Raw genomic sequence first — 12,793 nt, forward strand, 5'->3', positions numbered from 1 at the left:
GTAAACATGTCCTAATATGAAAAAACCTACTATCAAATGGAAGACTCTCCACCTGAAAGTAGGTTTTTGTTTATCCTTCTTTAATATCTAGCAATTTCTGTCTTAATTCTCTGTCCATCGTTGCGAGCTCGTGCTCTGCCTGACGACGCTTATTTCTACCTTCCTCTTGAATCCGTAATGTTTCTTCAAGAGTTGATATTAAATTAGCCTGTGTTTTCTTTAAAGTTTCAATATCAACAAGGCCTCGCTCATTTTCTCTTGCTGTTTCAATTGTGTTGGACTTTAGCATCTCTGCATTTTTTAAAAGAAGCTCATTTGTTGTTTTTGATACTTGTTTCTGTGCTTCAACCGCTTTCCTTTGTCTAATAAGAGTTAGGGCAATGGCAATTTGATTTTTCCATAGTGGAATGGCTGTCATAATGGACGATTGTATTTTTTCAACGAGTGCCTGATTGGTGTTTTGGATTAGACGAATCTGTGGCGCACTTTGAATCGTTATTTCTCTACTCAGCTTTAGATCATGTAAACGTTTATCTAATCGGTCAGCAAACTGTGTCATATCATTTACTTCTTGAAATTTCATTTGATCACTTGAATTTTGGGCTTCTTTTTTAAGAGCTGGAATTGTTTTTTCATTTAGTTCTTCTAGCTTTATTTCACCTGCTGCAATGTAGATATTTAACGTATCAAAATACTCCTTGTTAACCTCATATAGCTTTTCAAGCATAGCAATATCAGCCATTAACCCATTTTTACTATGCTCCAACTTGACACTAATTCGATCAATTTGAGCACCTGTTTTTTGATACTTGGATAATACCTCTTGAACAGAACTAGTTACTTTCCCGAATACTCTTGATAACAAGGATGGCTTTTCGGTTTTTAACTCATCAGGATTAACGTCATGTAGCTTCTTCATTAGTTCATTAATGATATCTCCAACTTCACCTGCATCTTTTTTCTGAACATGATCAAGCATGCTATGTGAAAACGATAGAAGCTTGGATTGTGCAGGTGTTCCATAAGAAATCATCGCTTGATGGTTTGTGGGATCTATTTGCTCAGCCAATTGATAGGCCTTTGCTCTGTTCTCTTCTGGTATAACGTCAATCAGTTTCACTTGTTTATTTTCTCTTACTTCAATCGTAGGTTGCACCGTATTGTTGACTTCCCCAAAAGGATTGGCAAGAAGATCATCCATTAAATTTGCATTGCCGGTCTTTTTTAACAGGGATGGGTTTGGTTGATTTTCGGTCATTTTAATCTCCTGCTTTCATCATGAAATTTTGAACCCTCATCGTCTCTTTTTATTGATTGTTTCGCTACATTAATTTCAAAATTAAGTTGATCTATATCATCAGAAATGACATGATATAAATCTTTCTCTATTGATTTTTGAAGATCCTCTAAAGTGCGTCGCGTTTCATATAGTGAGAGCTCAAGCTCTTTTGTTCGCTTAGGCTGATTTGCAAGAAAAACATATTTTTCTGCAAGCTCAACAGCTGAATCTAAATTTGAGAAGAAAAAGCGCTCTGCCTTATAGAATCTTTTCGGTTCCTTTTTAGATAAGCTATACATTTTTCTCGTGATACGAACAAACTCGAGTCGTTGTTTAATTGATGGAATATGTTTTATGGACATAAGTGCCTTATTAAGCCTATAAATCTTTGGTTTTGCTTCTTCTAAATTCTTCATGATATATCGGTATTCTTTTTTTGAAAGCCTATGTTTTTTTATTAACTTGGATTTTAAATAGATGGACATTAACCAAAATATGAATAGCCCACCAAGGATTGATAAGGCTGATGATGCCACAAATGTTTGGTCGAATCCAAAGAAACTTACGAGCCAAACTGTAATCGTTGTTGGTATAGTTATTGCCATTTTACCTAAAAACGTCAAAAATGAGTTCATTGTTAATCGACTCCTGACTTTGTCTCTTATTATTCTATACGATTGGAATGTCGTGATGGTTTCATCTCCTATAAAATTAGTGCTCACCTTTCCATCTCTAACAATAAACAACGATTGTAAATAACTCCATAGACCTTAAACGTAATACCGACTAAGACTTAAGACGTATTTACTAATTTAGACTCACCTTCAGCTTTTCCAATCTATGACCTTGTAATCCTTAATTGATGGGTACATAACCTGTATTTTCAACTAGTGATTGTCCTTGTTTTGACAAGATCCATTCTATAAAAGCCTCTACATTTGGATTCGTCGTTCCAGCTGTAACTGCATAAAATTCAGAAGAAATTGGGTATTGGTTGTTACGGATTGTTTCTTTATCAGGAAAAACACCGTCAATTTTCAGATGACGAATGGATTTGTTATGAATCATATCCATTGAAAAATAGCGAAATGAATAGCCAATTGCATTTTTATAATTACGATAGTTTGCTGTTTGCTCGATAATGCCGCCCATTCCTGCTACCACATCCTCTGTAGGTGCAGCCATGATAGGGATATCTCCCATTAACTTCTCTAGAGCCGTTTGACTTCCACTGTCAGCAGGACGTTGGAAAGCTCTTATGTCTTCTTTTTTCCCGCCAACCTCACTCCAATTCGTGATTTTACCAGAGTATATATCCTGAATTTGTTGAATTGTTAAGCCCTCTACAGGATTCTTTGCATTAACGAAGAACACAAATGCCTCCCGCCCAATTGGTGTTAACTTCAGCTCGACGCCCCTATTTTTCGCCTGATTTAATTGACGTTCGGAAGGTCCAGCAACAAAAATGATGTCAACACTACCTTTAATTAAATTCTGGTAAGCGTCGGTCGTTTTATTCGACATCACTTCACTATGATATATTTCATATTCCTTTTTAGGATAGGTTGCTTGCACAAAGGCTGAGTACAACGGATAAAGTGCTGTAGCACCATCTAATACGGGTAAATCCCCTTCAAGCTTTAAGGTTGACTCTTCCTCTAGAGTTGCTACCTTTGATAATTGGTTGAAAGGTTGATATTGATATAAATCTACCTCCTGATCTGCTAATGTTTCAAAACTATTATGATACGCATCAATGCTTTCATAAACGATAACTGCGACTAAACATAGTGATAAAAAACTTAGAAAACTAACCTTCAACTGTTTTGGCTTTAAAAATGTAAAGAACCCATTCGTAACAAAGACGAGTATTCCTAAGGTTAAAACGATAATAAATGGTGTATAGAATTTGATTAACCCCATTAAGTTTGTGAAAACAATAGCTATAAAGCTGATAAAGATAATGATTGAACTAACTACTAATAATCCGACTATTTTAAGCAAACTACTACTGTTCACTAGGAATTCACCTGCCATTTATAAAAATCTCACATATATTCCCATTCTAACACAGAATGTTGTGAATATTTTCATGTATTTATAAAACAAATTATTATGAGTTGCAACCTTATTTCAGTATCTCAATAATTAAAGTAAGCATAAACAAAATTAATAAATATGTTGATTATAATAAATAAAATTAAATAATGTATTTACATTTTGAATTTTTGGTTATATAATTCAATCAAACAAAAGGAAGGATTTGGTTATAAAGTGGCTTATCCTGTTATTTCAAATTGTCCTGTATGTAGCAAAACCATGAAGGTAAAAAAGTTACAATGCTCTCATTGCCACACAACAGTGGAAAATGACTTTGAGTTATCAAAGATATCTTTACTTTCACAAGATCAACTTCATTTTGTTGAAACCTTTCTAACTTGTAGAGGAAATATTAAAGAGGTTGAAAAAGAGTTGGGAATTTCATACCCCACTGTCAGAGGAAAGCTTAACGACATTATCAGTTCATTAGGTTATGAAACACCAAAGAAAAGTGACCAGGATGAAAAGAAGATTCTTGCTATGTTAGAAAACGGAGAGATAACTCCAGAGGAAGCAATAAAGTTATTAAAAGAATAGTAGGAGGATGATTTTATGAGAGAAGAAATTTCAAAGGTGCTAATGATGGTTCAAGAAGGGAAAATCAACTCAGATAAGGGCGCAGAGCTTATTCAATTACTACAAGATAAGCAAGAAACGCAGAAACCAGTGAAAAATAATGCCTATTTAGACAAAACATTAAAAATCCGTGTGGTTTCTAAAGAAAATGACAACGTTAACATCAATCTCCCTATTAGGCTCGTGAAAGCTGTTCTTAAAGCTGGCCATAGTATTGCATCTAGTTTACCGGATTCAAAGAAATACGTTGAAGATATCAATATTGATTTAATTATTGAGGCGATTGAAAGTGAAGTAGATGGTAAAATCGTTGATATTAAATCTGGTAACGGTGACACTGTCGCTATTTATATAGAATAGAAAATGATAAAAGTAAAGGTGAAAACTGATAAAAACCATTCCTTCACAATTCCAGTACCTTTGGCTGTTTTACATGCTTCCAGTTCAATACTTTCTTCAGAGTGGATATGGAGAAAAGTAACAAGACAGATAAACCTGCATACGAAACATAACCTCAACTTAGATCATCCAAAATTCTTAAAAGCACATCTGAAGCAAATGATTAAAGAACTCAGACACCACAAAGGCTTAGTATTAGTCGATATAAAATTAAAAGATGGTACGTCTGTTTTGATAAGACTTTAAACTTTGTCCCCTACTTCTTCGTAAGTAGGGCTTTTTATGTCACTACATATCCTACATTTGCTTCCAACCTGACTTTACTTTTATACTGAAGGAAATATAGCGCAAGGGGAATTATACAATGTATTCAATTCTAAAGAGTTTAGAAATAGATGAGCAGGTTGAGTTATTAACCAGGGAATTAGTGAAAATGAAAAGTTATAATAGTACCGATGGTGAGCGTAATAAGGCAGATTTCATTCTAGAAATCATTCAGTCCTTTCCATATTTCAGTACTCATAAAAAATTTGCTTGGTCAGTTGTTATTGAGAACGATATGCTAAACAGAAAAAACGTGTTTGCTTTTATAAAGGGTAAAAATGATTCCAATCGCACAATCATTTATCATGCACATTTAGATACAGTTGGTACTGAAGATTTCGGTGGCTTGCAGTCTATTGCTCATGACCCTGTTGCTTTACAGGAATTCTACTCTAACTATGAAGCTGATAAGGAGGTACAGACAGATGCCTTGTCTGGAGAATGGTTATTTGGAAGAGGAGCTCTTGATATGCAAAGTGGTATCGCTGTACATCTTGCAAACCTTCTTTATTTTTCACAACACCCTGAGGAGCTGAATGGCAACCTACTTATTATGTTCAATCCTGACGAAGAGAATCAGCATACCGGCATACGAACATCCCTAACAGAATTAAAAAAGATACAGGCAGAACATTCATTAGACTATGTTGCTGCAATAAATAATGATTTTATTTCGCCACTTTATGATGGTGATATTACGAAGTATATATATACAGGCGTTGCGGGAAAGCTTCTTCCTTGTTTTCACATTTTCGGAAGAGAGGCACATGTAGGTGATAATCTTTCCGCAATTGATCCAACGCTTATTGCTTCCGAATTAAATCTTAGAATAGGGCAGAATCTCGAGCTTTCTGAAAAGATTCAAGGAGAAGTCATACTCCCACCTACCTGTTTATATTTGAGGGATGATAAGAAAAGCTATGATGTACAAACAGCTGTAAGCACTAAACTTTATTTTAATTATTTTGTTTATACGAAAACTCCACAACAGGTACTGGATGAATTGTACAGGATAGCCGTAGACGTTTGTAATCAATTCGAAAGTACGAAAAAAAGTGCTTTTCATGAATTTTGTCAAATGACAGATTTACCGAAGAGAGATTTAGAGTGGAAGCTGGAAGTAATTAAATTAGAAGACTATATTACATACCTTGAAGAGTGTAACTTATCCCCTCAAAAGGTAATCAATGATACATTGAATAAGTTTAAACAAGATATTCAGGATGATCGAATGCTTGCTTTCAAAATCGTAGAGGCGCTTCATTTGCTAGACCCTGAAAAGAAACCAAGAGTGATTTTGTTTTTTGCACCTCCATTTTTACCTTCCAACTTCTTAAAGGAAGCTGATCAAAAGGGTGAGTTTATTTATAAGTCCGTCCGTACTGAATTAGAGCAACCTGAATACAAAGAGGTACAATTTACAATAAAGAAATACTTCCCTTTTCTATCAGATGGGAGCTTTTTATCTTATAATGGTTCGGAAGATGATATTGTATCAATTAAAAATAATTTCCCTGCAATGGATGAATTATTCCATTTGCCTTTAAGGGAAATGAAGGAACTAGACATTCCATCTATCAACTTGGGTGTGTACGGAAAAGGTGGACACCAATGGACGGAGAGGGTCTATAAACCCTATTCTTTCAATGTTTTACCTAAACTAATAAGAAGTGTCACCAAAAGATTACTTTAAACGGATGGGATGCTATAGGGAGGATATGGAATGATTTATGAATATGCGTTAGTTTTTTTAGGAGCTGCTATTCCTTGGCTTGAAATTGCACTTGTTATTCCTTTAGGTATTATAAGAGGTCTTTCACCTTTTTGGGTTATGGTAGTCGCCTTTGTTGGAAATATGGCGACCGTGCTCCCTGTCATTATAGGCTTTGAAAAGGTAAGACAGTGGTATCAAAAACGCGCCGAAAAACTAGGCACAGCACCCTCAAAACGAAGTGAACGTGCTAAAGCCATTTGGAATAAATACGGGCTACCAGGCCTTGCACTACTAGGACCTATTCTCATTGGCACACACATCGCAGCCTTCATAGGAATGTCTCTAGGTGCAGAAAAAAAATGGACGATACTCTGGCTAACAATCAGCATCGGGCTCTGGACCCTCATATTTGGAGTAGCTACTGCACTTGGCTTTGACTTTTTTACACGAGATTAAGTAATCCTGAACAACTACAGTTGTTCAGGGTTTTTTTATTACTTGTAAAGAAATTGTAAAATTTTTAAAAATTCTAATATCTTATGTATGCTTTTCTAGTACAATAGGACATATAAATAGTTTACTAGGGAGGTGTAACGGATGAAACGGCTCACCAAAGAAGAAAATAGCTGGGTGTTTTATGACTGGGCTAATTCTGCCTATTCAATTATTATCTCTACCGCTGTTTTTCCACTTTTTTATAAAGCAGCAGCTACAAATGCAGGGGTTAGTGCAGCTAATTCCACTGCCTATTTAGGGTATACAATTGCCATCGCTACATTTATTTTAGCCATGCTTTCCCCTATTTTAGGAACAATTGCAGACTATCAAGGTTTAAAGAAACGGTTCTTTACTTTCTTTTTTATTCTAGGGATATCATCTACTGCATTTCTTGCCTTTATCCCAAGTGACGAATGGTTGTTTTTATTAATCTGTTATACAGTAACTGCAATTGGCTCTGCAGGTGCTAATGTTTTTTACGATGCATTTCTTGTGGACGTCTCAACTGAGGAACGCATGAACAGAGTGTCCGCTCGCGGCTTTAGTTTCGGATACATCGGGAGTACCATACCATTCATCATAAGTATTGCAATTATCATCCTTTCACAATCTGGTACCATTCCTATTACTACAACAACTGCAAGTAAAATCGCTTTCATTATTACAGCTATTTGGTGGGGTGTATTTTCTATTCCCTTACTCAAAAATGTACATCAACGCTATTATATCGAACGTGAACCAAATCCGGTGATTAATAGCTTTAAACGGATCAATCAAACATTCAAGGAGATCCGCAAATATCGTGCACTTTTCCTTTTTCTACTAGCTTATTTCTTTTATATTGATGGTGTCCACACCATTATTACAATGTCGACTGCCTATGGCTCTGATTTAGGGATTACTTCTACAAATCTACTTATTATTCTTTTCGTTACACAAGTGGTAGCGGCACCCTTCGCCATTTTATACGGTAGACTCGCAGAAAGATTCACTGGCAAAATCATGCTTTATGTAGGAATATTTATTTATATAATTGTTTGTATCTATGCTTATTTCCTAGAAACCACGCTCGATTTCTGGATTCTAGCAATGCTTGTTGCAACTTCACAAGGTGGTATTCAAGCACTAAGCCGCTCGTATTTTGCACAGCTAGTCCCTAAACATAAATCAAATGAGTTTTTTGGGTTTTACAATATCTTTGGAAAGTTCGCTTCCATTATGGGCCCATTGCTTGTTGCTGTAACAGCACAACTTACTGGAAATACAAATAGTGGGGTGTTTAGCCTCGTAGTTCTATTTATTGTAGGGATGGTTATTCTTGCATTTGTTCCAGTTCCTAAAAAAGAATTAAAACCAACTTCATAAACAATAGGCTTGGCAGATTGTTTGCCAAGCCTTTTTCTATGTACAAGGGAGCTCTACAGTGACTTTCGTTCCCTCTTCTTTTTTACTTTCTATTACCATAGTACCATTATGTTCCTGTATAATCTTGTTACTTACAGTTAGCCCTAGCCCGATGCCCTTGTCCTTTGTCGTATAAAAGGGGGTGCCTAAAAAGCGTAATCTCTCTTTTTCGATTCCTACACCTTCATCTGTTATAGTAACGATAACCCTACTATTTTCAGTCAACGATAGGTTAATTTTAATTTTCCCACCAAAAGCCATGGATTCAATCGCATTTTTTATAAAATTAACAAAGACCTGCTTCAATTGTTGTGCATTACTGAATACATCTACCTGATTAACTGTATAGTTTAATTCGAATTCAACATTATGTAGCATTGCTTGAGGATGTAAAACCTGAATTGTACTATCAATTATCGTAATAATATTATTTCTCTCATATTTAACTGCTTGTGGCTTAGCTAATGACATAAATTCATTTACAATCATATCTATGCGATTTAATTCAGTCATAATAATAGAAAGATAATCTTCCCTTTTATCAAGATTAGGATTATCTTGCATTAGTTTTGAGAACCCTTTTAATGCTGTCAACGGATTACGAATCTCATGGGCCACTCCTGCAGCCAATTGACCTATTATGGAGAGTCTGTCTAAATTGCGAATTGTTGCTTCATTCTTAACTCGGTCAGTAACATTTCGACCTACAACTACAAATGAATCAAATTCTCTATTTGTATTATAGATAGGTGAGACCGTAAAATCTGTATATATATCATCATCTTTCCTTGACTTAATGCGATTTTTTAATAATTGAGGTTCACCAGTACTTATGACTTGGTTAACAACATCGAAATATTCTTCTATATTATCTGACATAATTAAATCTTTTACATTTCGATCTACCAATTCATCTGGGTTGATCCCCACTACTGTTTCAAATGACGGTGATGCATAAATTACTTTTAGCTCCTTAGTAACTACTGCAATCAAATCTGTAGCATTCTCTGTGATGAGTTTATAAAGTTCACGTGTTCTATTCAGCTCACGCTCCATCCGTTTTTGTTCTGTTACATCACGAAAAATGGCAATGATTGCTATAATTTGACCGCTTATATTTCTAAAGGGAGAATAGGAAACTGCAATATCTAGTTCAGTCCCATCTTTGTGAAATCGCTGGGTGATTAAGTTGGTTATAACCGTCCCACCTTTAACCGACTCAATTATTCCCAATACTTCCTTTGGTGTGTTGAACTCATCAAAGCATCTACCAATAATATCTTCCTCTGTATACCCAAAAATTTTGGTATACATCTCATTTATTCTAATAAAACGGTTTCCCATATCTACAATCGCAATTGCATCAGCCGTACATTTAAGAAATAAATCAATTAGTTCATCCGGATTATAGAATTCTGATTCTTTATACCCACCAAGAATTGGAAAACTTTTTAACATTACATACCCTCCATTAAACAAATTCCATTATTATCATTTTACAGAATTTTAAGAGAAGTGTAAGTACCTTTTTCAAAACTACTCCTTCTTCGAAAGTTATGATATCTTAGATGAGATATTAACTTGAGAGGAGTCATTTTTATGACAAGTAATGAACTACACAACGAGTTACCACCAAAAACCTGTACAATCGAACGTCTTGTTACTATGCCAACAGACGTACAAAAGGTGCTTGAAGGAAAAAAGACAGCTACACGCAGGAATGGTAGATATGCTGATATTGGAGAGATAATGACATTAGAAGATAAGAAATTCAAAGTCGATCGTGTCTACTCCCAATCCTTAGGTGAACTTACAGACGAGCACGCAAAGCAAGAAGGCTTCGAAAATGTTGAAGAATATAAGCAAACTATTCTATCCTACCATCCAGGTATGCCTTGGCTCCCTCATATGAGAGTATGGGTTCATGAGTTTAGTCTTTTGACTAAATAAAAGAAACTATGGAGTTTTTGTACAGATTCTTAATTTTCATTCATGTTGTAAGTGCGGTTGCCTCAATTGGCCCATTTTTCATCCTCTTACCAATCATAAAAAAGCTCATCCATGCTAAAGAAGAGGAACTATTTGCGTATCTTTCAACTTTTAAGTTTGTTGTAAGATTATCAAAACATGCTGGTCATGTACTCGTTGGCTCAGGGGTGCTTCTCGTTTTACTCGGACCTTGGACTTGGGGGACGCCGTGGATTGTAATGACGCTAGTAATTATGTTTCTATCCCTCTTCTTTTTAGCTAGAGCCTTTACACCAAAGCTCAAAGGGTTCGAAGAAAGTGGTCATGATCGAAGTATTTTAGCAAAAAAACTAAACCAGACTGTATGGATTTACATTAGCCTTTTACTAGCGATGCTGTGGTTTATGGTAACGAAACCATATCTTTGGTAATTAACGAAAAGGAAAGACCTTGTCATGAATCGGATGACAAGGTCTTTCCTTTTATGGTTTTTATTTTCGTGAAGAAATAATAATACTTATAGACAACAATCAGTATGAGAGTAGCTTTTAATAAAAGACTATCTACTATGAAAAATGGAATGGCTATCATTGCATCAGCAAAAAGTAAGATTGTCATCTTCTGCTTTAGGGTCATTGCTCTCTCCATAACAAATGATTCTAAGTGATGCTTATATATTGCTGTTCCTTTGAACCATAGCTCGAAGCGTTCTGACCCCTTAACAAAACAAAAAGATGCTAAAAGTAATAGTGGTGTTGTTGGTAGAACCGGTAAAACTATACCAACAAGTCCAAAACCAAGTGCAATAAATCCGACAACGATATATATGAATTTTACTAGCTTCTTAATGATTTACTCCTCCTAGACCTGACCCTTCATTTAATCTTTATTCATTATATCACTCTAAGTTGGTAAAATTAAAAATAAAAAAAGCATCAAACCTTGTTTGTCTGATGCTAAATAAAATACATATGTTTATCTATTTCCTCTGTAATCACTAAGCTATTTCGTCCTTGCTCTTTTGCCATATAAAGTGCATTGTCTGCTGACTTTTTCAGTGAGTCAACAGTCGAACCATGGTCTGGATAAGAGGCAATACCCGAGCTAATTGATACGATGATTTCCTGATCATAAGTAATGATCGGATGTTTACTATAATAGTCTTTTAATTTAGGGAAAAGCTCTTTTACACTATCATTCAGTGGAGATTTAATAATAACCATAAATTCGTCTCCAGCATACCTGTAGCCTTCTATGTCCTCATTTGAAATACTTTTAATACCATCTGATAGAACTTTCAAATACCTGTCACCCATATCATGACCGTAATTATCATTTATTTTCTTTAAGTTATCAGAGTCTATCATTAATAAAGTAATAGCCTCATCCTCATCGTTCATTATTTTAGATAAGTCTTCGTGGAAAGCCCGATAATTTTTTAATCCTGTCATTTCGTCCACTTGAGACATTTTATATATTTTCTCATATAAACGTGCAGTTTCCATTGAGTTTATAACCTGTGTTCCGATAATTTGAAGTAGCTCTTCCTGTTCTTTTCGATAAGCAAAGTTTTCATTGCTTTGTGCTGAGATAACACCTTTTACATGGTCATCTATAATAACCGGAACGAAAATACAAGAGCTTGTTTCATCACCAATCGTCGTATTATACAAACCTTCTTGGCTTGCTCTTTTCATATGAATTATTTCTCTAGACGTAATTACCTTTGTTGTGTAGTTATCACCAAATTCAATTTTCTGCTTCGGATACTGTTCTCCACTATCCATCATAAAGGCCAATTGACTAAAAGAGTCACCCTCATTGTATAAAGCAACGAAGAATGAATCTGTCGGCATTACCTGGGACACCATTTCATAAGCCTTTTTAAGCAAAACATCCTCATTAAGTGTTTTACTACATGTTAGCGCAAATTCATGTAGAATCTTGTAATGTTTGTTTAACCATTTCATATTCTCCATTTGATCGTTGATGACTTGAACTTGATCAAGTAAAGCGTTAACAATTTCTTTCTCTTGTGTATCTTCAACATTATTTTTAAGATCATCATAGATGTCATCATTAACAATGTTTTTCTCAGAACCAATTCTCTTTAAAAGATGATAAATCTTAGTTAAAACATTCAGATTTACACTCTTGAGATTAAAATTCCCCATTTTAACCACTTCCATAAAAGTATTTTCCTTCATCTTGCCTTAATACATTATCACTGTGCTAAAGGACTGGTATGTGTCATACTACTATGAAGTATTAGCTGTTCATTTATAATCATTGGTAAACTGCAAATTCATCTATTAACTTACCGATTATTCAAACAATTTAGAGCAAAAATAAATCGTTTTTGGAGATAGGCTCCTAATTCTATTTTACAAAAGATTACATAGAAAGTAAGTAAATTTTTTTAAGATGAGTCATCCTACCCTGTAGGCTTCATCTGAAAGGAAGAGGTGCTTGTCGCTTTTCTACTAGAAGAAATAACTGTAGTTTAGAAATCGAATGATTAATTGCCCCTA

The 12,793-nt window shown here is 35.0% G+C and carries 13 protein-coding genes; 7 read left to right on the plus strand and 6 right to left on the minus strand.

Features of this window, described 5'->3' with window-relative positions:
* Positions 1-70 precede the first annotated feature (70 nt).
* The 3 genes from J2Z26_RS17605 to J2Z26_RS17615 all read right to left on the minus strand — a co-directional run bounded on the left by J2Z26_RS17605 (position 71) and on the right by J2Z26_RS17615 (position 3,298).
* Entirely contained in the window at positions 71-1,258 is a 1,188-nt protein-coding gene (locus tag J2Z26_RS17605) for a toxic anion resistance protein (protein WP_193539916.1), read from the minus strand.
* Entirely contained in the window at positions 1,255-1,914 is a 660-nt protein-coding gene (locus J2Z26_RS17610; protein ID WP_193539917.1) for a 5-bromo-4-chloroindolyl phosphate hydrolysis family protein, read from the minus strand. The genes J2Z26_RS17605 and J2Z26_RS17610 overlap by 4 nt, the downstream gene beginning before the upstream one ends.
* Before the next feature lie 220 nt (positions 1,915-2,134).
* Positions 2,135-3,298, minus strand: a complete 1,164-nt coding sequence (locus J2Z26_RS17615; protein ID WP_319638105.1) for a PstS family phosphate ABC transporter substrate-binding protein — start codon at positions 3,296-3,298, stop codon at positions 2,135-2,137.
* 255 nt (positions 3,299-3,553) lie between these two features.
* Here J2Z26_RS17615 and J2Z26_RS17620 point away from each other — a divergent pair, with 255 nt between their 5' ends.
* The 5 genes from J2Z26_RS17620 to J2Z26_RS17640 all read left to right on the plus strand — a co-directional run bounded on the left by J2Z26_RS17620 (position 3,554) and on the right by J2Z26_RS17640 (position 8,255).
* The gene (locus J2Z26_RS17620; RefSeq protein ID WP_193539967.1) at positions 3,554-3,916 is read left to right on the plus strand and encodes a DUF2089 domain-containing protein; all 363 of its coding nucleotides are present in this window, start codon (positions 3,554-3,556) and stop codon (positions 3,914-3,916) included.
* Positions 3,917-3,931: 15 nt separating this feature from the next.
* Complete coding sequence (locus J2Z26_RS17625; RefSeq protein WP_193539919.1) at positions 3,932-4,315, plus strand: hypothetical protein; 384 nt, start codon at positions 3,932-3,934, stop codon at positions 4,313-4,315.
* Between the two features lie 403 nt (positions 4,316-4,718).
* On the plus strand, positions 4,719-6,371 hold the full coding sequence (locus J2Z26_RS17630) for a M20/M25/M40 family metallo-hydrolase (RefSeq protein ID WP_193539922.1): 1,653 nt from the start codon (positions 4,719-4,721) through the stop codon (positions 6,369-6,371).
* 30 nt (positions 6,372-6,401) lie between these two features.
* Positions 6,402-6,848, plus strand: coding sequence for a small multi-drug export protein (locus J2Z26_RS17635; RefSeq protein WP_193539923.1), 447 nt, complete (start codon positions 6,402-6,404; stop codon positions 6,846-6,848).
* 141 nt (positions 6,849-6,989) lie between these two features.
* A complete protein-coding gene (locus J2Z26_RS17640) occupies positions 6,990-8,255 on the plus strand; it encodes an MFS transporter (RefSeq protein ID WP_193539924.1) in 1,266 nt (421 codons plus the stop codon).
* A gap of 36 nt (positions 8,256-8,291) precedes the next feature.
* Here J2Z26_RS17640 and J2Z26_RS17645 read toward each other — a convergent pair whose 3' ends face one another.
* Positions 8,292-9,752: a PAS domain-containing sensor histidine kinase gene (locus tag J2Z26_RS17645; RefSeq protein WP_193539925.1), complete on the minus strand. Its 1,461-nt coding sequence runs from the start codon at positions 9,750-9,752 to the stop codon at positions 8,292-8,294.
* Between the two features lie 141 nt (positions 9,753-9,893).
* Between J2Z26_RS17645 and J2Z26_RS17650 the strand changes: the two genes are divergently transcribed.
* Both J2Z26_RS17650 and J2Z26_RS17655 read left to right on the plus strand, forming a co-directional pair.
* The gene (locus J2Z26_RS17650; RefSeq protein WP_193539926.1) at positions 9,894-10,244 is read left to right on the plus strand and encodes an ASCH domain-containing protein; all 351 of its coding nucleotides are present in this window, start codon (positions 9,894-9,896) and stop codon (positions 10,242-10,244) included.
* 8 nt (positions 10,245-10,252) lie between these two features.
* On the plus strand, positions 10,253-10,693 hold the full coding sequence (locus J2Z26_RS17655) for a hypothetical protein (RefSeq protein ID WP_193539927.1): 441 nt from the start codon (positions 10,253-10,255) through the stop codon (positions 10,691-10,693).
* A gap of 22 nt (positions 10,694-10,715) precedes the next feature.
* Here J2Z26_RS17655 and J2Z26_RS17660 read toward each other — a convergent pair whose 3' ends face one another.
* Together J2Z26_RS17660 and J2Z26_RS17665 are read right to left on the minus strand one after the other, a co-directional pair.
* Positions 10,716-11,114 carry a YbaN family protein gene (locus tag J2Z26_RS17660; protein ID WP_209794403.1) on the minus strand — a complete coding sequence of 133 codons (399 nt, stop codon included), beginning with the start codon at positions 11,112-11,114 and terminating at the stop codon, positions 10,716-10,718.
* Between the two features lie 104 nt (positions 11,115-11,218).
* The gene (locus tag J2Z26_RS17665) at positions 11,219-12,451 is read right to left on the minus strand and encodes a sensor domain-containing diguanylate cyclase (protein WP_193539928.1); all 1,233 of its coding nucleotides are present in this window, start codon (positions 12,449-12,451) and stop codon (positions 11,219-11,221) included.
* Between the last annotated feature and the right edge of the window lie 342 nt (positions 12,452-12,793).

This window comes from Cytobacillus luteolus (assembly GCF_017873715.1).
Taxonomy (GTDB): domain Bacteria; phylum Bacillota; class Bacilli; order Bacillales; family Bacillaceae_L; genus Bacillus_BV; species Bacillus_BV luteola.